The sequence below is a fragment of the Nocardia grenadensis genome (genome assembly GCF_050942415.1).
Lineage (GTDB): Bacteria > Actinomycetota > Actinomycetes > Mycobacteriales > Mycobacteriaceae > Nocardia > Nocardia grenadensis.
The window spans coordinates 1,173,565-1,194,175 of record NZ_CP192054.1 but is presented as its reverse complement, the minus strand read 5'-3'; the positions used below and the strand labels follow the sequence as shown (position 1 = coordinate 1,194,175).

General features: G+C 68.8%; 18 protein-coding genes. 11 read left to right on the top strand and 7 right to left on the bottom strand.

The window, feature by feature from the left end; all coding sequences use genetic code 11:
- Positions 1-14: 14 nt before the first annotated feature.
- The 3 genes from ACQPYS_RS05325 to ACQPYS_RS05315 all read right to left on the bottom strand — a co-directional run bounded on the left by ACQPYS_RS05325 (position 15) and on the right by ACQPYS_RS05315 (position 5,179).
- On the bottom strand, positions 15-1,088 hold the full coding sequence (locus tag ACQPYS_RS05325) for a hypothetical protein (RefSeq protein WP_433491844.1): 1,074 nt from the start codon (positions 1,086-1,088) through the stop codon (positions 15-17).
- A 935-nt stretch (positions 1,089-2,023) separates the two neighbouring features.
- The gene (locus ACQPYS_RS05320; RefSeq protein WP_433491843.1) at positions 2,024-3,733 is read right to left on the bottom strand and encodes a hypothetical protein; all 1,710 of its coding nucleotides are present in this window, start codon (positions 3,731-3,733) and stop codon (positions 2,024-2,026) included.
- A 966-nt stretch (positions 3,734-4,699) separates the two neighbouring features.
- Positions 4,700-5,179: a Dps family protein gene (locus ACQPYS_RS05315; protein WP_063041230.1), complete on the bottom strand. Its 480-nt coding sequence runs from the start codon at positions 5,177-5,179 to the stop codon at positions 4,700-4,702.
- 182 nt (positions 5,180-5,361) lie between these two features.
- Between ACQPYS_RS05315 and ACQPYS_RS05310 the strand changes: the two genes are divergently transcribed.
- Entirely contained in the window at positions 5,362-5,949 is a 588-nt protein-coding gene (locus tag ACQPYS_RS05310) for a type 1 glutamine amidotransferase domain-containing protein (protein ID WP_433491842.1), read from the top strand.
- Positions 5,950-6,084: 135 nt separating this feature from the next.
- On the opposite strand, the gene ACQPYS_RS05305 is transcribed toward ACQPYS_RS05310, so the two are convergent.
- From ACQPYS_RS05305 to ACQPYS_RS05295, 3 genes are all read right to left on the bottom strand, one after another.
- Entirely contained in the window at positions 6,085-7,299 is a 1,215-nt protein-coding gene (locus ACQPYS_RS05305; RefSeq protein ID WP_433491841.1) for an SfnB family sulfur acquisition oxidoreductase, read from the bottom strand.
- Complete coding sequence (gene sfnG / locus ACQPYS_RS05300) at positions 7,296-8,414, bottom strand: dimethylsulfone monooxygenase SfnG (protein WP_433491840.1); 1,119 nt, start codon at positions 8,412-8,414, stop codon at positions 7,296-7,298. Before sfnG ends, ACQPYS_RS05305 begins: the two co-directional genes overlap by 4 nt.
- 421 nt (positions 8,415-8,835) lie before the next feature.
- Positions 8,836-9,750 carry a styrene monooxygenase/indole monooxygenase family protein gene (locus ACQPYS_RS05295; RefSeq protein ID WP_433491839.1) on the bottom strand — a complete coding sequence of 305 codons (915 nt, stop codon included), beginning with the start codon at positions 9,748-9,750 and terminating at the stop codon, positions 8,836-8,838.
- A gap of 173 nt (positions 9,751-9,923) precedes the next feature.
- Here ACQPYS_RS05295 and ACQPYS_RS05290 point away from each other — a divergent pair, with 173 nt between their 5' ends.
- Positions 9,924-10,205, top strand: coding sequence for a helix-turn-helix transcriptional regulator (locus ACQPYS_RS05290; RefSeq protein WP_063041218.1), 282 nt, complete (start codon positions 9,924-9,926; stop codon positions 10,203-10,205).
- Positions 10,169-10,666, top strand: coding sequence for a hypothetical protein (locus tag ACQPYS_RS05285; RefSeq protein WP_433491838.1), 498 nt, complete (start codon positions 10,169-10,171; stop codon positions 10,664-10,666). Before ACQPYS_RS05290 ends, ACQPYS_RS05285 begins: the two co-directional genes overlap by 37 nt.
- Before the next feature lie 146 nt (positions 10,667-10,812).
- Here the strand turns inward: ACQPYS_RS05285 and ACQPYS_RS05280 are convergent, their stop codons facing one another.
- Complete coding sequence (locus ACQPYS_RS05280) at positions 10,813-12,030, bottom strand: acyl-CoA dehydrogenase family protein (protein WP_433491837.1); 1,218 nt, start codon at positions 12,028-12,030, stop codon at positions 10,813-10,815.
- Between the two features lie 191 nt (positions 12,031-12,221).
- Between ACQPYS_RS05280 and ACQPYS_RS05275 the strand changes: the two genes are divergently transcribed.
- The 8 genes from ACQPYS_RS05275 to ACQPYS_RS05240 all read left to right on the top strand — a co-directional run bounded on the left by ACQPYS_RS05275 (position 12,222) and on the right by ACQPYS_RS05240 (position 20,609).
- On the top strand, positions 12,222-13,367 hold the full coding sequence (locus ACQPYS_RS05275) for an LLM class flavin-dependent oxidoreductase (protein WP_431940550.1): 1,146 nt from the start codon (positions 12,222-12,224) through the stop codon (positions 13,365-13,367).
- Between the two features lie 504 nt (positions 13,368-13,871).
- The gene (locus tag ACQPYS_RS05270) at positions 13,872-14,357 is read left to right on the top strand and encodes a hypothetical protein (RefSeq protein WP_431940551.1); all 486 of its coding nucleotides are present in this window, start codon (positions 13,872-13,874) and stop codon (positions 14,355-14,357) included.
- A gap of 329 nt (positions 14,358-14,686) precedes the next feature.
- Entirely contained in the window at positions 14,687-15,352 is a 666-nt protein-coding gene (locus ACQPYS_RS05265; RefSeq protein WP_431940552.1) for a GntR family transcriptional regulator, read from the top strand.
- 209 nt (positions 15,353-15,561) lie between these two features.
- Positions 15,562-16,893, top strand: a complete 1,332-nt coding sequence (locus tag ACQPYS_RS05260) for a nucleobase:cation symporter-2 family protein (protein WP_433491836.1) — start codon at positions 15,562-15,564, stop codon at positions 16,891-16,893.
- On the top strand, positions 16,890-17,948 hold the full coding sequence (locus tag ACQPYS_RS05255) for a ring-opening amidohydrolase (protein WP_433491835.1): 1,059 nt from the start codon (positions 16,890-16,892) through the stop codon (positions 17,946-17,948). Before ACQPYS_RS05260 ends, ACQPYS_RS05255 begins: the two co-directional genes overlap by 4 nt.
- Entirely contained in the window at positions 17,945-19,258 is a 1,314-nt protein-coding gene (locus ACQPYS_RS05250) for a cytosine permease (RefSeq protein WP_433491834.1), read from the top strand. The genes ACQPYS_RS05255 and ACQPYS_RS05250 overlap by 4 nt, the downstream gene beginning before the upstream one ends.
- Entirely contained in the window at positions 19,255-19,956 is a 702-nt protein-coding gene (biuH, locus tag ACQPYS_RS05245) for a biuret amidohydrolase (protein ID WP_431940556.1), read from the top strand. The genes ACQPYS_RS05250 and biuH overlap by 4 nt, the downstream gene beginning before the upstream one ends.
- Positions 19,953-20,609, top strand: coding sequence for an alpha/beta fold hydrolase (locus ACQPYS_RS05240; RefSeq protein ID WP_433491833.1), 657 nt, complete (start codon positions 19,953-19,955; stop codon positions 20,607-20,609). Before biuH ends, ACQPYS_RS05240 begins: the two co-directional genes overlap by 4 nt.
- Positions 20,610-20,611 lie beyond the last annotated feature (2 nt).

The following is a 20,611-nucleotide window of genomic DNA, read 5'->3' as shown; positions in this document are numbered from 1 at the left end:
GCCGGTAACCCGTCCTACAGCCCGAGGCCCGGGCCGGGCTCTCCCTCCGCAGGCGTCTCACCCGCGGCGGGAGGCGCACCTTCCTCAGCAGGTCCGCCCTCGACAGGCGGCTCACCCTCGACAGGCGGCTCACCCTCAGCAGGCGGCTCACCCTCGGCAGGGGGCGCACCTTCCGCGGGTGGTCCACCCTCGGCAGGCGGCTCACCCTCCGCACCAGGTCCCTCCGCGGGAGGACCATCCTCCGCACCAGGTCCACCCTCGGCACCAGATCCGCCCTCGGCAGGAGGCGCACCTTCCGCCGGGGACTCACCCGGCGCGGGCTGGGCGCTGGGCGGTGGGCCCGCATTGGGTGCCTGCGCGGAAGGCGGATCCTCGGAGTCCTTGTCCTTGGAGTCCTTGTCGTCCTTGTCATCCTTGGAGTCGGCGTTCGCGGCGGTCATGGCCGACATGGCTGCCGCGGCCATCACGGCTCCCATGATGGACTGCATACCGCTGCCGGCATTGCCACCGGGGGCGCCACCCGCACCCCCGCCGGTACCGCCGCCCTGATTGCCGCCCTGGCCGCCGCCCGAACCTCCCTGGTCGGAGTCGTCCTCGTCGCCGCCCGGATTCCCGTCGAAGATGTCGTCTATGTCAGTGCCGGAGTCGTCGTCGGAGCCGCCACCCGAATCACCGCCCTGGTCACCACCCGAGCCGCCCCCGCCACCCGAACCGTCACCGGACCCGCCCCCGTCACCCGAACCGTCACCGGACCCGCCCCCGTCGCCCGACCCGTCCTTGTCGTCGTCGCCCGACCCGCTCTTGTCGTCGTCGCCCGACCCGTCCTTGTCGTCGTCGCCCGACCCGTCCTTGTCGTCGTCGCCCGACCCGTCCTTGTCGTCGTCGCCCGACCCGTCCTTGTCGTCGTCGCCCGACCCGTCCTTGTCGTCGTCGCCCGACCCGCTCTTGTCGTCGTCGCCCGACCCGTCCTTGTCGTCGTCGCCCGACCCGCTCTTGTCGTCGTCGCCCGACCCGTCCTTGTCGTCGTCGCCCGATTCCCCACTTGAACCACTGTCCGGCCCGGAGTCACCGGAGAGCCCCACCGCCATGGCCGCACCGGCACCGAGACCGGCTACGGTGAGACCGATGCGCTTACCGCGCCCACTCTTTTCGTCGTCGCCGCCTCTGCGGTCACCGGGGTCACCACCATCGTGCCTTCCGACATCCCGGCCCCCGCCATCACCCTCTCCGGTACGGGGACGCGCAGCAAGCCCTCCACCATTGGATGTGCGGGAAGAATCACCACCGGACTCGCTTCGGGTGCCACCAGTTTGCCCGCGTGAGGAATCCCCACCGGAATCGCCCTGGGCACCACCTCTGGGTTCGCGTGGGGGATCGCCGTCGGCGGGATGCCCTCGGTTCTCCCGCCATCGTTCGTACCCCTCCGGATCCTGGTCCCTCAACCTGTCGAGCCGCCTCCGGGCCATAGCCGCTTCGAAGGGGTTGCTCGACGGATTATTGGCGTGGCCCCACAATCCGTCGTAGTTTCCCCATTGCTCCGGTTCGCCGTAGAAGGCGGAAGTGCCACTGCGCGGCTGATCGTTGGAGTCTCCGTCGAATACACGACTGCCCTCGTTATCGGCTCCACTCGCATTGTCCGCGCCCTGCCGGGCCCGGTCGGACCCGTTGTCCCGAGCATTTCTGCGCAGGCCCTCGCCCAACCGCCCGAGGAGTTCCATCAACTTGTCGAGGATTTCCTTAGCAGGGTTCTTTTTCACGGCTCAACCAGCAACTCTCACTCGCACGACTAATTCCGCAGGGAAGGGCCCTGCCGTCACCTCTTCCGACGACCGGCGGGAATCAACGCACTGTGCCTCCAAGGCAAGTCAATCCTCTACCACTCCCAGCACTGGGAATCGCCTACGCGGGTGACGCGGCCCGGCTTCGGTACCGACTGTTCGGACAAAACAGACCCGAGCCTCCGGGTCCGCCGTTCTACAACACACCGGCTGCTACGGCTTGCCAACGAACCGGACAGCGGCGATCAGGGATTGACGGGCTTGGCTCGCGTATCCGGTTCGGCGTCCTGTGTCCGGCCGGATTCGACTTCCTTGTCGTTCGATTCGGCAGTTGGCGGATCGTTCGGTCTCACCGGCGGGGGCGGGGAGGTACCAGGAACGAACACTCGCGGAGCCGAGCCGGGTGCGGCCTGTGCGGGGGGGTCCCCGGGAACGACGGCCTGCTGACTATTTTCGCTGGTCCCGGCCGCGGAGACCGCGGGTATATTCGGACCCGACTCAGCCGCAACAGGTGTCGCACGCGTCCGGCCACGGCCCGAACGCGACCACGGTGTCCGAGATCCAGCGCGGCCGGATGACTGCTGAGCACTCGCTACGGGACGGGACAGGGCACGATCGCCCGCACCGCCCTGCGTCTTGCCCGAGGCCGAGGCGGATGGGGTGGACTGCGCGGAAGACGGACCGAAGGCAGCCGGTCCCTGCAGGTCCTGCCGGGCGCTCACGGCCGCGGGTCCCGGCGGCATAGTATGTGCGATCCCATTCGTCGCACCGACGACAGGCGCCGCCGCGACCGGTTGCCCACTCGGGCCCACCCCCTCGACCGGGGACGACTCCGGTGAAACCGCCGCACGGTCCCCATCCACTCCACCGGTATCGATATCGGATGCCGGGCCGGCTACCGCGGAGCTCCCGGCGATCTGCTCGGCGGGAGCTCCGACCTCGGAGGGAGTCCCGGTCGACGGGCTCGCGCCCGCGGCGGTCGACGGGCTCGCACCGGAAGTAGTCGACGGGTCGGCACCGGAGGTATCCGGCGCGGCGGGAGGGCGAGCGCCAGAAGACTCGTCGATCGACGCACCGCTGTCGCGGGCTGGAGGGCTCTCGGATTGCGCCGGGGTGATCGACTGTGGGGGGAGCACCGACGGGCCTTGCCCGCCGTGGGGCGACTGCACGGGATGTTGGCCGCCACCAGGTGGCACTTCGAAAGACGAACCCGGATAATCCGACCAATCGGTCTCCGGAAGGGCGTGACCCGGGGTCCGGAAGGTGAGACCGCCGGCCTTCTCGAGAAACTTCTGGGAATGGGACTGCATCGCGTCGCCATGGTGATCCACCACGTCCGCGTAGCGACGCACCTGATCCGGGTCCACGAAGATCTCGGACGGGGGTTCCGGTACGCGCAGAAGGTCACTTGTCTTGTCGTACAAGGTCCCGTTGATCAGCCGTTCGATCTCGTCCTCGAGCGGTTCGATCGCTTTTCCGAGCACCTCGGCCGCAAGATAGCCGATGAGCACATCCTGCATGGATTTGAGTAGTCGTTTGGCCACCTCACGCACGATCGGACCGGTGACCGCGCCGCCCGGCACGAAGAACAGCGCCGTATAGCTCGCGGCGAGGGCTACCAGTTCGACCAGCACCGCGACCTGTATCGCTTCGATCACGTCCGCCGCGACATCGAGCGCCGAGGACACCACATCGCATGCGGCGCAGATCTTCTCGACACGATCGCTGCTCATTGTGGCCCACCGTGCAAGCAACGCCTCGTAGGAGCGTCCGGCGTAGGCGGTACCCATATCGTTCATCGCGCCGGTCGCCGACTCGTGGGAGTCGCGCACTTCTACAGCGAAATCACGGACGTATCCACCCAGTTCGCGAACCTGGTCTGCATCGATATCCGGGTATGGAAGACCCAGGGTGTTCAACAAGAATATGACTTCGCTGGGTATCGGAACACTCACGCGTCAGGCCTCTGCACTACGACTCGCGGCAGCGAGGACCGAACGACCACGCAAGCGGGTCGGAGAGAAAAGATCCGGCCGACCGGTGACTCTCCACGAAAGCCCGCCGCCGGTCGCGTTGCACTACCCCACCGATCTACCTCGCCCCACCTTTCCGCAGCCGCTCTCCCCAGCGGTGTCGACTCCGAACTCAGGCGGTCAAGTCTAGGCGCACCGGCGATACTCCCCGCCACGGGGAACACTGGATCAGCGCCGCCATGCGCACAGAATGTCCTCTCGCCGGCCTTCACACCACGATGCGCTCGAGGCTGCCCGATTCCATCGCCGTCCACAGCACGCCCCGTCCGGCCCCACCGTCACCCGTGCGGTTCGGCACCGGGCAGCTCGGTTCCGGGTGATCGCGCCGGCGGTGGTGATACGTCCGAGACGCGTCGCCGCCCATTCGGTGAACCACAGCGCCCCGTCCGGGCCGGTGGTAATCATGGAGGGCATCCCCGGCGCGGCGAACCGGTCAGCTGACCGTTCACGGTCAGCCGTCCGATGGCATCGGTCTGCGATTCGGTGAACCACACCGCGCCGACGGGCCCGCGGTGATGCCGTACGGAGATCGCGCCGGGAACCAGGTCGCATCACTTTCCCCAGCGATGCGACCGATCCGTTCACCACGGAATTCGGTGAACTACATGGCCTCGCCGGGTACCGGCACGCTCACCGTCGGCTGTCCGTCGGAGGGGCCGAGCGGGAAGGTCCGGACCTCGCCGTCGAGATGGCGGCCGAGGGCGCCCTCAGCCGCCATGGTGAACCACAGGGCGCCGTCCGGACCGGCACTCAGCCCCTACGGCGATCCGGAAACCCGAACCAGGCGCACTCCTCCTCGTACTCCCGCCCGGTTCGCGACGCGACAGGCGGGGCTCCCGCCCGACTCGGCGCAGTGCCCGCCGGGGCGCGCGAGCGCGGTACGACGTATCAGGCGGAGGAGAGCTGAGCCTGCCACATCCAGTGCAATTGTTCGAGCCGGGCCGCGATCGTGATGAACAGATCCTGGGTCACCGGATCCGCCTTCTCGGTGGCGTCGATACGCTCCCGCAGGCGGCCGATGACCTTGCTGAGGTTCTTGACGATGGCATCGATGACATCGGTGTCCTGCTGCCAGCCGTCGGGGAAGTCGAGGCCGCCGGCCTCCTTGGCGACGGTCGCGGCACGGCCGTCCGGGCTGACCCCGATGGAGGTCGCGCGTTCGGCGGCGTCGTCGGTGAACTCCCGGGCCGCGGCCACCAGCTCGTCGAGGGCGAGGTGGACGGAACGGAAGTTACGGCCGAGGACGTTCCAGTGGGCCTGCTTGGCGATCAGCGACAGGTCGATGAGGTCGACGACAGTGGCGCGCAAGGCCTCACCGGTGACGTGCTGCTGTTCCGGGTCGAGGGTGCTCTTGATGGGGACGTTCATCGTCGAATGCCTTTCTTCTCGTTCGCCGGACACGGACCGACTACCCGGTCGTCCGCGGTCGAATCAGCGACCGGCCCGGGTGTGCGCGATCCCACTGGACCCGGGCGGGCGCCACGTTTCACCGCCGTGGGCCCGGGTAGGTCACGGGACGGACCGCAATCGCGTATACGGAAGGAGCAGGCATGGGCCGGCAGAATCTGACAGGGCGACGAGTCGCTGTTCTCGCCGCCGACGGGGTGGAACAGGTGGAGCTCGTGCAGCCACGATCCGCGGTCGAGGACGCCGGTGCGAGCACCGCGCTGCTGTCCCTGAAACCCGGGCGGATCCAGGCCATGAACCACGATGTGGAGAAGGGCGACACCTTCGATGTGGACCGGGTCGTCGGCGAATGTAGTCCCGATGAATTCGACGCGCTGATCCTGCCGGGCGGCACCACCAACCCGGACAAACTCCGGCAGGACGAGTCGGCGGTGGCCTTCGTCCGGGATTTCTTCGCCACCGGTAAACCGGTCGGGGTCATCTGCCACGGCCCGTGGACGCTGGTGGAGGCGGATGTGGTGCGCGGCCGCACGCTCACGTCCTATCCGAGCGTCCGGACCGATATCCGCAATGCCGGCGGCAATGTCGTCGACGAGGAAGTGGTGAACGACCACGGACTCGTGTCCAGCCGCAACCCCGGCGACCTGCCGGCATTCTGCGCGAAGATCGTCGAGGAATTCGCGGAAGGCAAACATCCGGTGCATCCGGAGGGCGCGACGGCCTCCCGCTGATCGCCCGGCGCTCCCGGACGGTCGGGTAGCACCGCCGTTCCCTTCCCGACCGGACGCCCAGGGTGCCCGACCCACATTCGGCCACCCCCGGCCGGCCCGGCGGGGGAACACTTCCCGCGGGGCCGGTCGTCCGGCTCAGATCACACCGTGCAGCGGTGGCGGACTGCCGTGCAGCAGGGCTCGGCCGAGGTGCTGGTATTTCCAGCGGACCGGGTCGTGCAGGGTGTGGGTCCGGGCATTGCGCCAGAAATGGTGCAGGTTGAGGTCGTCGGCCGCACTGCGGGTACCGCTCACCTCGAACAGGGCGCCGGACACCTCGGTGGCCGCGCGGTCGGCCAGGATCTTGGCGGTGGCGACGGCGAGCGAGGCCTCGCCGACCCGTTCCGACGCACCCAGCGCGGCGTCCACCGCCGCCCCCGCGGCCGCGAGCCCGGCTTCGGCCGCGGTGACCGCGACGGCCAGTTCCCCGAACCGCTGGATGAGCAGCGGATCGTCGATCGCCCGGCGCACCTGCGCCTCGAACCAGGGCCGGCTCTGCTCTCGGGCGAACTCGGCGGCGGCGGTGAGCGCACCGCGGGCGATACCGGCGTCGATCGCCGCGTGCAGCAGCTGCGCGGAGGCACCGTAGGCGGTGGGCCGGTCGACAGCGGCGGTCCGGGCCACCAGCTGATCGCGGTCGACCACCACGTTCTCGAACGACACCGTGCCGCTGCCGGTGGTGCGCTGACCGAATCCGTTCCAGTCGTCGACGATCCGCACGCCCGGGGTGTCGGCGGGCAGGAACGCGACGTACTGGCCGTCCCACAGTCCGGCAGCGCCGTCCGGGTCGTCCAGCCTGGTCAGCACTGCCAGGAAGTCGGCGAACAGGGAACCGGTGCAGTAGTACTTGACCCCGTCGATCCGGAACTGCCGTCCGCCGCCGAGCGGGCGCACGGTGGTGGCGATATCGGCGACGGTCGCGCCACCGCGTTCGGACTGGGCGTTCGCGATCCGAGCACCGTCCAGGACGCCGCCCAGATAGCGCCGCCGCTGGTCGGCGGATCCGGCGATCTTCAGCAGATTGACATAGACGAAGTGGCTGTGCGGAATCTGGGCGATATTGGGATCGGCGACCGCGAGCAGCCGTATCACCTCCGCGAGCTCGCTGGGCGGCAGATCGGCGCCCCCGAGATCCGCGGGCACCGTCACCGCCAGCAGCCCGGCGGCCGCCAGTTCGCGTACTTCGGCGAAGGGCAGCGCGCGCTCCCGGTCACGGTCCGCGGCACCCAGCGCGAACTCGGCCGCCAGTTCCGCAGCGACGGCACGCGCCTGCTCGGCCGAGGCGATCCGGGCGGCCCCGACGGCGGTCATCGCCCCGCTACCGCGGCGGGGCGTCGCGCGGCCTCCAGTTCGCGCACCAGCGGCAGCACCTTGGCGCCGAAGTACTCGATCTCCTCCTGGAAATGCAGGAACCCGCCCAGGATCAGGTCCACACCCAGTTCGCGGTAGGCGACGATCCGCTCGGCGACCTGTTCGGGCGTCCCGATCAGCTTGGTCCGAAACCCGTCGTTGTACTGGACCAGATCCTCGAAACCCGAATCCGCCCACATGCCCTTGCCGTCCCGGGTGGCGGCCCCGGCCTGTTGCACGGCGTCCCGGAAACCCTCAACCGCCGGCTTGTCGGCCTTGTCGATGATCTCGCGGAGGGTGTCGTGGGCCTCGCGCTCGGTATCGCGGGCGATGATGAATCCGTTCAGGCCGAACTTCACTTCGCGGTCGTGGACCCGGGCGACTGCCCGCAGATCGTCGAGTTGTTCGGTGACGCCGTCGAAATCCTTGCCGTTGGAGAAGTACCAGTCCGCGTGGCGTCCGCCGTTGCGGCGGGCCGCGCTGGAGTTACCGCCCTGGAACAGTTCGGGGTTCGGGCGTTCGGGCGTATTGAGCGGTTTGGGCTTCAGAGTGAAATCGCGGATGCGGTAGAAATCGCCGCCGTAATTCACGTTGTCCTCGGTCCAGATCTTGCGGATCACTTCCAGGAACTCCGCGCTGCGCCGGTAGCGCTCGTCGTGTTCGAGCCACGGCTCCCCCAGCGCGGTGAACTCCCCGGCGAACCAGCCCGAGACCACATTGATGGCGAACCGCCCACCCGACAAATGGTCGGCGGTGGCACCGAATTTGGCGAGTACGGCGGGATGCCACAGGCCGGGATGGACCGCCGCGATCACCTTCAGCCGTTCGGTGGCGCCGAGCAGCGCCAGGCTGAACGAGGTGGATTCGTGCTGGAACTCCGCGCCGTAGGAAGCGGTGTAGCGGACCTGGGAGAGCGCGTAGTCGAAACCGTTACGTTCGGCGGTCTGGGCGAGTTTCTTGTTGTACTCGAAATCCCAGCCGGTGCGCTGTTCGATATCACTGGTCACCAGACCGCCGCTGACATTGGGTACCCAGTAGGCGAACCGGATCCGGTCGGTGATCTGCTCGGTACTCATCGAGCCTCCCTAGAGTGGTAGATGCGGTCCGCGGAGGCCGCAGCGCCGGCGGAGGTATCGCCTCATCGCTGCTCACCGTCGGCATCTGTGGTCCGGACGCCGGGCACGGCAGCCCCGCACCGGCGCGAGTCCAGTCCACCAGCGCGGTTGCGGGTGGACGAGGGTTTGAATCGGCGGGAACCTATCCCCGGTTGCGCCCGGTCCCGGCGGCCGGGACGGCTTCCGGCCGCCGGGACCGGTGCCGCGCCGCCGAACACGACATCCCGCAGCGCGAGTTCGGACCGGCCACGACCGGCGGGCCGGCGCTCCCGGCCCGGGGTGACCCCGCACCCGAGTACCGGCGACCCGTATCCGGCACTCGGGCTCGCAGCCGGCGGCCCGGCGGCGGCTGGGCCGCCGGGTCGCCGGGGTCGTGGGCCGGTCAGGCGGTGGCGGCTGCTCCGCTGTACTGCGATCTGCTGAACCGACCGGCGGGCCGGAACCTGCCCAGCACCTCGGCCGCGTCCTCGCCGGTGACCTGGGCGATGAGCTGGTGCGCGTCCGCCATCGAGTGCACCGGGCGCGCCGCTTGCGGGCGGTGCAGTGTGCCCACGAGCGCCGACGCGAAACGGGGGTCGGCCGCCGCCGCGCCGAAGAACTGGCCGCCGATCTCGGCGAACTCGGGGTCGCCGAGGAACAGCCGGGTGACCTTGGCGGCGTCCTCGGCGCGGGCCTCGAGAAACGCCTGGTACTGCGCGGTGATCCAGGCGTCGTCGAAGGCACCGTCGTGCGTGGCCGCCGCGGCGACCAGGCGTTGTGCCTGGATGAGCCCGCTCTGTGCCCCCTGCCCGGCGATCGGGTCGTAGGCCACGGCCGTATCGCCCAGCGCCGCCACCGGATGTCCGCCTGCGGTGTACCCGACCCCGCGCCGGAACAGCGGCCGCACCGCACCCTTCAACCACGAGTGCGGATCCTCGGCGAGCACCTTCGTGACGAGGACTTCCGGCAGGTCCCAGTCGAGGTGGTCGCGGTAGAGATCGGTGACGATCCGGTGCGCCGATTCCGCCGAATCGGCGGCCGCGAACCGCTTCTCCCAGTCGCCGCCCGGCCTGGCCCAGCCCAGGAACGCCCAGGTCGGCCCGGCGTCCTTGTGCAGATACGGCCCCCACCAGGCCTCACCTTCCTCGGCGACGATGGAGAAACCGCTGCGGCCGCCGCCGGCCGGGCTGCGGTGGGCGAATACCGACTCGTCGTGCGGGAGACCGCTCACGGTGACGGTCAGCAGGCTGCGCTGGGGCGCGTCGTAAACGGTACGGGCCTGAGGGGGCTCATGTGGCTGCCGTCTCGAAATGCTCATACGGAAACCCGGCCCCGCTCGAACAGCGCGGGACATGCCCCCGGCACATACCCGAATCCATCACCGACATCTTCGCGCGGTCACCGCTCGGGCGCCGAATCGTCGCCCAGCCCCGACGCGACCGCCGACCCGACGCCACCGAACCAGTTGATGACAAGTTTCTTTGACATTTCATGTCAAAGAAACTTAACATCTTCTTCGTGGTCAGCGATCAGCCCGAGCACCCGGTACGCACGCGACGGCGCGAGCGCCGGATGACGCAGGCGAATCTGGCGACAACCGTCGGCGTCAGCCGGCAAACCGTGATCTCGATCGAACAGGGCGACTACGCGCCGAGCGTCTATCTCGCATTGCGAATCGCCCGTGCGCTGGGAACGACGGTCGAAGACATCTTCTGGACCGAGGACATGGAGGCGACGTGGCCCGCACTACTGCATTCGAAGACATCTTCCTAGCGGCCGACGAGCCGGCCTGGGGCGACGAGCGGGCCCGCGAGGAATTCTACCGGGGCTCGACGCTGGCCCTGTGCGCGACGATCTACGGCTGCTATCTCATCGCCATCGTCGCGGCGATACTGGACGCCACCTTGGTATCGCTACTGATCTTCGCGCTCCCCGGAGTCACGACGCTACTGCTGTTCCGCTACTGCGCCCGGCGCGGCATCGATATGCAGACAGTGCTAAAAGGCTTCCCGGCGCGGCGCAAACGGATCGCGTACGCCACCACCTATCCGCTGGTGGCCGCATGGCTGGGCGTTTACCTCTGGCGCACACTGCCTTCGGACTCGTTGCCGCAAAGCCTGCTGGGCGCGGTCGTCGGCGGCGCGATCGGAGCGGCCGCCGCCGCGGCCGTCGGCAAGGTCGTCCGCAACCGCTCGCACGCCCAGCGGCCTCCCGAGGACGACAGCTTCGACTGAGTTGTCGTCCAGCGTGTCGACACAGTCGGTCCCGGCGGACGCGCTGTCGACGAACCCACCGACGGGACTCCGCCACCGTCCACCTCGCAGTCCCCGACCGGTAACTCTCCAGGAATCTGTCGGCCCACACGTCGCGGAAGCTCGCGTCACACCGGCCCATCCACCGGCCTACGCTCGCCCGCGCTCCAGGCGAACGGCAGCGCAGTGCCGTTCAGTAGGTGGTCACCGATGGCCCGGGCCTTCTGGATGGCCGGGTTGTGCACCGAGATGGTGCGCGCATTGCGCCAATGCCGGTCCAGCCGCAGCCCCTCCGAGGTGATGGACGCGCCACCCACCTCGAACAGCTGCGTCGTGGCGGCCAGCACGGTATCGATCACACCGAGCTGTGCCTGGGCCGCCGCCAGTTCGGCATCGATCAAGCCCTGCTCCTCGGTGGCTCCGGCCGCGAGCGCCTCGTCGAGGACATCGGCGACCGCCAGCACGCCGGCGCGGGCACCGAACGCCGCCGCCGACAACCGGCCGATCACCTGCTGCACCAGCGGATCGTGGCGGGGCAGATCGGCCGCGGAATGGGTGTAGCCGCGGCGGCGGGCGGCCACCCATTCGCGGGTGTCGCGTTCGGCCCGCTGCGCGATACCGGCCAGCACCGCGAGCTGAACCAACTGCAGGTAGGAGGTCGAATAGGTGGCCCCCGCGGCCCCGTATCCGGGCCCCAGCACACGGTCCGGCGCTATGGCGACATCGGTGAACTCGGTGGTACCGCTGGCGGTCAGCCGCTGCCCGAAACCGTCCCAATCGTCGTGTTGGCGCACCCCCTCGGCCTCGGCGTCCACCAGCACCCCGACCCGTTCCCCGTCCCGGTCTGCGGCGACCAGGATGTGGTCGGCGTACAACGATCCGGTGCTGTAGTACTTCGTGCCGTTGAGCACCCAGCCATCCCCGGAGTGCGTCAGCCGGGTCCGGTATCGGTCCACCGCGCCCAGGCCGGGCTCGGTGATCGCATTCCCGACCAGCGTCCCCTGCGTGATCTTGCGTAACCACACCGCACGCGCCGGACCCGCCTCGGCGAGCAACTGGTCCTCCACGAACACGAAATGCACCCGCAGCGCCTGCGGCAGGTTCGACTCGGCGGCGGCCAGTTCGATCAGCTGCCGGAACAGTTGTCGCACACTCGCGCCGTACCCGCCGTATTCGACCGGCACCCGCAGCGCGCCGAACCGCGCCGCGCGTAACCGGCGCACTTCGTCGTGGGCGAGCCGGCGATCGATCTCGCGCTCGACCGCGCCCGCCGCGATATCGGCGTAGATCGGCGCGAACACCGCGTCCAGATCGGTATCGGAGACAGCTTGTGCCGTGGAAGTCATCAATCCACGATCACCGACCCCCGCACTCCCCTCACCGGTTACACGCAGCCGGATCGAAATACTCGCGGCAAAAAATCCCGCCGATTCCAACCGGTGACACCGCGCCCGGTGCCGGTCAGGATCACAGATCGGCCCGGCGAGGAGCTCGGCCACCGCACTGTCCGTCCCAGAGCCCCTCGAGGAGATTTCCGGTGAGTCTGTCGTTCCACTGGTTCCTACCCACCTACGGCGATTCCCGCGGCCTGATGGCCGGCGGTCACGGCACGTCCATGTCCGGCGACCGTCCCGCCTCGCTCCGCTACCTGAACCAGATCGCCGGCGCCGCCGAGGAGAACGGCTTCGAGGCGGTACTCACCCCGACCGGCGCCTGGTGCGAGGACGCCTGGCTGGCCACCGCCATGCTGGTGGAAACCACCGAGACCCTGAAGTTCCTGGTGGCGTTCCGGCCCGGCCTGGTGAGCCCGACCCTGGCCGCCCAGATGGCCGGCACCTACCAGCGGCATTCCCGGGGCCGGCTGCTGCTGAACGTGGTGACCGGCGGCGAACCGCACGAACAGCAGGCGTTCGGCGATTTCCTGGACAAGGAGCAGCGCTACGAGCGCACCGGCGAATTCCTGCACATCGTGCGCGAACTGTGGGATTCGCGGGAGCCGATCAGCTTCGAGGGCAGATACCTCCAGGTCCGCAACGCCCTGCTCAACAACCACCCCGACCCGGTCCCCCCGATCTTCTTCGGCGGCTCCTCCGCCGCCGCCGGCCCCGTCGCCGCCCAATACGCCGACACGTACCTGACCTGGGGTGAACCGCTGGTCGCGGTCGGCAAGAAACTGGAATGGATCCGCGGCCTCGCCGCCGCACGCCACCGCGCCCTCGACTACGGCATCCGCCTGCACGTCATCACCCGCGACACCTCCGAAGCCGCCTGGGCCGAAGCCGACCGCCTGCTCCAGGGCATCGACCCGGCCGATATCGAACGCGTACAGGCCAACCTCGCGCAGAGCGAATCCGAAGGCCAGCGCCGCATGCTCGAACTGCACGGCGGCCGCACCGACCGCCTCGAAATCGCCCCCAACCTGTGGGCGGGCGTCGGCCTCGTCCGCGGCGGGGCGGGCACCGCGCTCGTCGGCTCGCACGAAGAGGTCGCCGAACGGCTCATCGAATACTCGCGGCTGGGTCTCACCCACTTCATCCTGTCCGGTTACCCGCACGTCGAGGAGGCGTACTGGTTCGGCGAGGGCGTGCTGCCGATCCTGGAGAAGAAGGGCCTGTGGCGCCGGCCGGTCGACCGGCCCGTCGCGGCCACCGGAACCCCGTTCGCCACCGCCTCCACCAGCTGAACCACTCCCTCACCAAAACGTATTCGTCCCGCACGCGCGGGGAGCATTCGTCAGTGCGCCAGCACCGATGTGCACGATAGGCCCATCCCCGCATGCGCGGGGAGCACAGCTTCTTCGCCGCGGGCGGGGGCTCATCCCCGCGTGCGCGGGGAGCACTCTGACGACGAGCATTGTTCACTACGGCACCGGGGCTCATCCCCGTGGCTACGTTGGCGAATTCCGACGTCGATCATCGGTGAACTTCGACGTCGGTTCGCAGGGCTCGTGATCGGTAATATCGAGGGAAAGTGACGTCGCGACTCCAGCGTGTCCTACGGGTAGGCGGTTCTGGGTGTCCGCTTCTGCCGACTTGTCGATGGCGGTATCGCCGCCGCGGTCTTCCCTCGATGAGTGAATCCGGAAGTCGGTCGCGGATAGCATCTTCCTCACGGTCCGGCCGCCACTCACCCTGCGCTACCCATACGAGAACCGCGGCCTGCCGCCTCACCTCCGGACGGACACACGATGGCTTTTTCCTTCTTCCTCGCACCCGCCACGAAGCCGCTCGGAACTGTTGCTCCCCTGCCGGACAATGACTTGGACTACAACTCGCTCGTCATGGAAGCGTGCCAGGTGCTCGCCGAGACCGATTGCGTGTTCACTCTCCGCGGTTTCGGCGCCGACGACTGGCCCATGGACATCGCTTACGATCTGTCGACGCTGGTCGAACAACTCCCCGATCTCCTCGATGATCTCTATGCACACCGAGTCGGTGAGATCGACCTGTATGGCCAGGGAGTCGAACGGACCTTGTCCTTCCACCCGTCCGGCAGCGAAGTGAAGATCACCTGCACATCCAGAACCACCTGGGCGCCGGACCCTGCTGTGGAATCCATCGACCGCGACCGATTGCAGGCGATGATCGCCCGGTTGCTGTTCGCGTTCAGCACCTCGCTGAAAGTGGTCGGGTCACCACTCGCCGACGCGGCACCATTCCCTACGTGGCGCTGACCTACGCCGACATGCGGATGTCAAGTAAGAACGTGAGTCAGATTTCGCCGATACCACCTCGTGGCCGACCCGGCCGTCGTCGAAATCCACCGATAGACGACGTCACCATTCACCGAGGTAACCATCCCCGCGTGCGCGGGGAGCACACTTCCTGATCAGGCAGTTTCCAAGCAGAAGCTCCCATTTTCATTCACTTTTCGCCCTCCCATCACGACCTCGACCTGGCTTGTTGCCGATCCATAGAAGAACAGCGCCGTGGCGCACCGGGCTACGACCCCCTCGCCGTCCGGCAGCACGCCGACCTGATCGCCCCGATTACCCTCACCACCGTGACACCCTCCCAGCCCACCCCCCGGACCGCCCCCGGCACCGCCGTCGCGGACGCCGTCCGCGAGGACATCCTCGCGGGCCGGCTCTCCCCCGGCGACCGGTTGCGCGAAGTGGATCTGGCCGAGCGTTTCGGGGTCTCCCGCGTCCCGGTCCGCGAGGCGCTGTCGCAGTTGCAGAGCGAGGGCTTCGTCACGCTGGTGCGGTATCGGGGGGCGACCGTATCGGCGCCGTCGGGGTCGGCGGCGCGGGAGTTGGTGCAGATCCGCCGGGGACTCGAGGTGCTGGCGGCGCAGCTGGCCGCGCACGCGAAGGGCGGGCCGGTGGCCGCTGAGCTGGCACGGGTGGTGGAACTGGGCCGGTCGGCGGATCTGAGTCAGGCGCACGAGGAGTTGCCGCCGCTGATCCTGCGGTTCCACACCCTGGTCGCCGAGGCGTCGGGTAATCAGCAGCTGGGGGCCATGCTGGAGCAGATCTTGGAGCGGGTGTCGTGGATTTTCGGGCAGCGACTGGAGAGCCGCACGCATATCTCGTGGAGTGATCACGCGGCCATCGCGCAGGCGATCCTCAACGGGTCGCCGGTGCAGGCGGGGTATCTGATGGACGAGCACATCGCGCGGGACGAGGAGTTGCTTGCCGATTTGGACGCCGAGGCGACGCCGGACTGAGACCGCGGACCGCGGCCTGCTTCCTCCCTTCGGCCCGGCGTAGTCGCCAGACCGATCGATGCGAATGGCAAGGTTTGTATACAAGAACTACGCCGCTATCGCGTGGTCTTGCATAGTTCACAACCCTGGAACCTCGAGCAACATCGGCGAAACAGTATTTGTATACAAATTCTGGTGTTGCTTATTTCTTCTGCCCGAGGCCAGGTCCCATGTCCACAGACGCTGCCCCGACCCAGTCGCCGCCGCTGGCTCCACCCGCTCGCCTATCGCTCTGGCGCACGTCACTTTTCGGCATCCAGCACGTGCTGGTCATGTACACCGGCTGCGTCGCGGTCCCGCTGGTCTTCGGCGCGGCCCTGGGGCTGGACACCTCCACGATCGCCACCCTGGTGAACGCCGACCTGCTGGTCGCCGGGGTCATCACCCTCGTGCAGGCGCTCGGTATCGGGAAGCTGCTCGGGGCCCGGATGCCGGTGGTGGCGGGGGCCTCGTTCACGGCGGTGACCCCGATGATCCTGATCGGCGAGGAATACGGGCTGTCGGCCGTGTACGGGGCCATGATCGCGGCGGGGATCTTCGGCGTGCTGGTGGCGATCCCGTTCTCCAAGTTGGTCCGCTTCTTCCCGCCGATGGTGCGGGGCGCGGCGGTCACCATGATCGGGCTGTCGCTGATCGGCAAGGCCGTCTCCATGACCTTCGGTGACGAACCGGCGGGTGGCGCGCCGTTGGCGCTGGCCCTCGGGGTGGTCGTGATGATCATCGTGCTGATGCGTTACGGCCGGGGTCTCGTCGCGCAGTCCGCGGTCCTTATCGCGCTGGTGCTGGGCACGGTAGCGGCCGCCGCGCTCTCGCTCACCGATTTCAGCGCCGTCGGCAGCGCCGACTGGTTCGGCCTGCCCAACCCGTTCCTATTCGGCACCCCCGCCTTCCCGATCGCCGGAATCATCTCGATGTGCCTGGTGATGCTGGTGATTTTCACCGAATCCACTGCCTACCTCATGGCCACCGCCGACCATCTCGGCCGCCCGCTGGAACCGAACCGGCTCGCCCGCGCCCTGGGCGCCGACGGCACCTCGGCGGTATTGGGCGGCTTCTTGACCTCGTTCCCGGACACCATTTTCGCGCAGAACGTGAGCCTGGTGCGGATGACCGGGGTGTCGAGCCGCCGGGCGGTCGCCGTCGCGGGTGGACTGCTGGTGGCGCTCGGACTGGTGCCGAAGATGGGCGAGGTCGTCGCCAATCTGCCGGGTGCGGTGATCGGTTCGGTGAGCCTGGTCATGTTCGCAACCGTCGCCGGGGTCGGTATCGCGACGCTGGCGCGGGTCGACTATTCGCGCAACGACAACCTGCTCGTGGTCTCGCTGGCCGTGGGTATCGGCATGATCCCGGTGGTCGCGCCGGAGGTCTACGAAGGGCTCCCGTCCTCGGTTCGCATCATCGCCGGTGGTGCGATCACCAGCACGGTCATCGTGGCGTTCGTCCTCAACCTCGTCTTCAACCACCTCACTCCCGCCCGCACTCCGAAGGAGACCGCCGCATGACCGGCATCGCCCTGCTGACCGTGCCCACCACAGATCCCGGCGACACCCGGCCCTTCGAGGTACTGACCGAGAGTGGTTTCCGCCCCGGCGATCTCGTTTCGGTGATCGGCAAAACAGAGGGCAACGGCTGCGTCAATGATTTCAGCCGCACCCTGGCCACCGCTGTCTGGGAGCCACGGATCCCGGACGCCGCGGTCACTGTGTTCTCCGGCGGCACCGAGGGGGTGCTCAGCCCGCACGTGAACATGCTCGTCCGGGACGAGCGCCGCCATACCGGGTTCGATCGCGGCCTGGTCGCCGCGGCCCGCCGCAGCCGGGTGCTGGCCCCCGGGGAGATCGGCCGGGCCGAGCAGGTCGATACGGTCACCGACACCGTGGGCAAACTGCTCGCCGAACTCGGTGTCACCCCCACCGATGTCCATCTCGTGCTGGTGAAATGCCCGCTGCTCACCTCCGACAAGATCACCGCGTTGCACACCGCGGGCCGGACTCCGGTCGCCACCGACACCTACGCGTCGATGGGCTGGTCGCGGGCGGCGAGTTCGCTGGGTATCGCGGTCGCGCTGGGTGAATGCGATCGGGAGACCGCGCTGCGCGCCCTGGCCGGCGAAGCCGATGTCTGGTCGGCCCGGGCCTCCGCCAGCGCGGGCGCCGAACTCGACGACTGCCATGTATTGGTGGTCGCCGAGAGTCCCACCGCGGCCAATCCCTTGCGCGCGCTGCACGGGCAGATGGCCGACGCGATCGACCTGGCCTCGGTACAGCGGTTGCTCGCCCAGGTCACGGCGGCCGGTGGCACGGTGCGGCAGATCTTCGCCAAGGCCGAAGCCGATCCGAGCGGGTCGGTCCGCGGGCTGCGCCACACCATGCTCACCGACTCCGATATCAACGCCACCCGGCATGCCCGCGGCGCCGTCGGCGGCCTGCTGTCGGCGCTCAAGGGCGATGGCGCGGTCTACGTCTCGGGTGGCGCCGAGCACCAGGGTCCGCCGGGCGGCGGCAGCGTCACCGTGATCTACGAGCTCCCCACCCCCGAAGGGACCGATGCGCCATGACCACCACGACGCTGACCGACCCCGAGAAAAGCTGGGAGATAGCGGAGTTCGAGAACGTGCCGGTGCCCACCGACCGGCGGCGCGGCCTGGGCTCGGTCTCCGCGGTCTGGTTCGGTTTTCCGATGGTGCTGACCTGCGCCATCTTCGGTGGGCTGATCGTTTACTCGCTGGGCTTCCGGCTCGGGTTGCTCGCCATCGCGGTGGGCAATATCTGCATGATGCTCTACGTCGGCGCGCTGAGCGTGCTCGCCGGGCGCACCGGAAAGAACTTCGCGCTCTCGGCCGCCGAAACCTTCGGCAAAGTGGGCGCTTTCCTCCCCTCGGCCTTCCTGGCGACCGTGGTGATCGGCTGGTTCGCCTTCCAGACCGGTATGGCCGGGGCGATCCTGCACGACACCCTCGGCTGGCACGAACAGTTCACCGCGCTCGCCGCCGGGGTCGGATTCATCGCGGTGACCCTGCTCGGTATCCGGGCACTGTCGGCGATCGGCATGATCGCGGCACCGGTGTACATCGTGCTGGGGCTGGTCGCGATCGGGCTCGCGGTCGCCGACGGCGGCGGCTCGCCAACCTCCTACCAGGGGCAGGCCGGCGCGGCGGCGATGAGTTTCGGCGCGGCGGTCACCCTGGTCATCGCCTCGTTCATCGACTCCGGCACCATGACCGCCGATTTCACCCGCTGGTCCCGCAACGGCCGCGAAGCGTTTCTCGCCGCGGCCTCGGCCTTCCCGGTGGGTAATTCGATCGCCCTGGTGATCGGCGGTCTCGTGGTCGCCCTCGGGGGCAGCGTCGATCCCGCCGCCGACGGCGGGAACTTCCTCGGGCTGCTCGTCGACCACGGCGGGCTGCTGGTCCCGCTGGCCGTGGCGTTCGTATTCATCAACCTGGGTTCGGTCTGCGCGCACTGTCTCTACAACGGCGCGGTCGGCTGGAGCCAACTCTCCGGCGGCCGGATGCGGCGGCTGACGCTCGTCCTGGGCGCGGTCGGCGTGGCGCTGGCGGTCGCGGGTATCTGGTCGTATTTCGAACAGTGGCTCAACCTGCTGGGTGTGATCGTGCCGCCGATCGGTGCCGTGGTCATCCTCGATCAGCTGGTCCTGCCCCGGTTCGGTCTCGGCCCGCGCGACCGCCGGGCCCGCTGGCATCTGCCGGCGTTCACCGCCTGGGCCGGTGGCGCGGTCGCCGCCCTGCTCACCCATCGATTCGCCCCGTGGCTGTCGGACGCCGTCATCGGTTTCGCCGCCGCCGCATTGATTCTCACCCTCGGCGCGGCCCGCGCCGCGCGACGCGACAAGGAGCCCACCGCATGACCCCGACCACCGTGCACGCCACCCCCTACACCTGGCCGTTCGACGGCCCGATCGACCCGGCGCGCACCGCGCTGCTGCTCATCGACTGGCAGACCGATTTCTGCGGCCCCGGCGGCTACGTCGACCGGATGGGCTACGACCTGTCCCTCACCCGGGCCGGCCTGGAACCCACCGCCCGGGTCCTGGCCGCCGCGCGCGAGCTCGGTCTCACGGTGATCCACACCCGCGAAGGCCACCGCCCAGATCTCGCCGACCTCCCTGCCAACAAGCGCTGGCGTTCCGCCCAGGTCGGCGCGGAGATCGGCAGTGTGGGCCCGTGCGGGCGAATCCTGGTGCGCGGTGAACCCGGGTGGGAGATCGTGCCCGAGGTGGCGCCGATCCCTGGGGAACCGGTCGTCGACAAGCCCGGCAAGGGCGCCTTCTACGCCACCGACCTGGACCTGCTGCTGCGCGGCGCCGGGATCTCCCACATCATCCTCACCGGTATCACCACCGATGTCTGCGTGCACACCACCATGCGCGAGGCCAACGACCGCGGCTACGAATGCCTGATCCTCTCCGACTGCACCGGAGCCACCGAGCGCAGGCACCACGAGGCGGCGTTGAGCATGGTCACCATGCAGGGCGGCATCTTCGGCGCGGTCGCCACCTCCGACCAGTTGCTGGCCGCTCTCGGGAAGCAGTCCGTCACCGCATGAGGGTTGTGCTGATCCACGGCGTGGCCACCGACAGCCGGGTGTGGGCGGGCACGATCGCCGCTCTCGGCCCGGCCGTCGAGGTCCACGCCCCCGACCGCCCGCAGTCGGGTGATATGGACATCGAGATCGCCGCCCTCGCGCCGTTGTGCGCGGGGGCGCTCGTGGTGGGGGTCAGCGGCGGCGCGACACTAGGCCTGGAGTTGGCCGCCCGCGGTGTCGAATTCGCCGGAGCACTACTGCACGAACCGGCGGCCGGGTCGCTCGCGCCGGGCCTGCTCGACGAGGTGGCCCGGGCGTTCCGACGGCAGGGGGTGGCCGGATTCGGCGAAGCTCTCTACGGTCCGTGCTGGACACCGGAACTCACGACGGCCTCGCGCGAAACCGTCGCCGGAGAACTCGCCATGTTCCGCGAGTTCGAACCCGGGCCGGTGGGCCGGTCGGCGGACCGGATCACGCTGACCGTCGGCCGGTATTCGGCGCCGGCCCGGCACTGCTCCGTCCACGGCCTGGGCACGACCCTCGGCATCGAGTGGCGGGTTCTCTCCGGCACCGGGCACGCGGCACACCTGGAGATCCCCGGGCAGTTGGCGCATTGGGTCCGGCGGCATTCCGGCGCCGATCTCGGCTCGTACCACCTACCCCCTTTCCCGTGAAC

What these genes read in the sequence shown, in the direction of transcription:
- ACQPYS_RS05250 (WP_433491834.1), top strand. Translation starts at nt 17,945, where the DNA reads ATGACCACCACGACGCTGACCGACCCCGAGAAAAGCTGGGAGATAGCG.
- ACQPYS_RS05310 (WP_433491842.1), top strand. Translation starts at nt 5,362, where the DNA reads ATGGGCCGGCAGAATCTGACAGGGCGACGAGTCGCTGTTCTCGCCGCC.
- ACQPYS_RS05295 (WP_433491839.1), bottom strand. Translation starts at nt 9,750, where the DNA reads ATGAGCATTTCGAGACGGCAGCCACATGAGCCCCCTCAGGCCCGTACC.
- ACQPYS_RS05260 (WP_433491836.1), top strand. Translation starts at nt 15,562, where the DNA reads ATGTCCACAGACGCTGCCCCGACCCAGTCGCCGCCGCTGGCTCCACCC.
- ACQPYS_RS05305 (WP_433491841.1), bottom strand. Translation starts at nt 7,299, where the DNA reads ATGACCGCCGTCGGGGCCGCCCGGATCGCCTCGGCCGAGCAGGCGCGT.
- ACQPYS_RS05280 (WP_433491837.1), bottom strand. Translation starts at nt 12,030, where the DNA reads ATGACTTCCACGGCACAAGCTGTCTCCGATACCGATCTGGACGCGGTG.
- ACQPYS_RS05325 (WP_433491844.1), bottom strand. Translation starts at nt 1,088, where the DNA reads ATGGCGGTGGGGCTCTCCGGTGACTCCGGGCCGGACAGTGGTTCAAGT.
- ACQPYS_RS05315 (WP_063041230.1), bottom strand. Translation starts at nt 5,179, where the DNA reads ATGAACGTCCCCATCAAGAGCACCCTCGACCCGGAACAGCAGCACGTC.
- ACQPYS_RS05240 (WP_433491833.1), top strand. Translation starts at nt 19,953, where the DNA reads ATGAGGGTTGTGCTGATCCACGGCGTGGCCACCGACAGCCGGGTGTGG.
- biuH (WP_431940556.1), top strand. Translation starts at nt 19,255, where the DNA reads ATGACCCCGACCACCGTGCACGCCACCCCCTACACCTGGCCGTTCGAC.
- sfnG (WP_433491840.1), bottom strand. Translation starts at nt 8,414, where the DNA reads ATGAGTACCGAGCAGATCACCGACCGGATCCGGTTCGCCTACTGGGTA.
- ACQPYS_RS05270 (WP_431940551.1), top strand. Translation starts at nt 13,872, where the DNA reads ATGGCTTTTTCCTTCTTCCTCGCACCCGCCACGAAGCCGCTCGGAACT.
- ACQPYS_RS05290 (WP_063041218.1), top strand. Translation starts at nt 9,924, where the DNA reads ATGTCAAAGAAACTTAACATCTTCTTCGTGGTCAGCGATCAGCCCGAG.
- ACQPYS_RS05255 (WP_433491835.1), top strand. Translation starts at nt 16,890, where the DNA reads ATGACCGGCATCGCCCTGCTGACCGTGCCCACCACAGATCCCGGCGAC.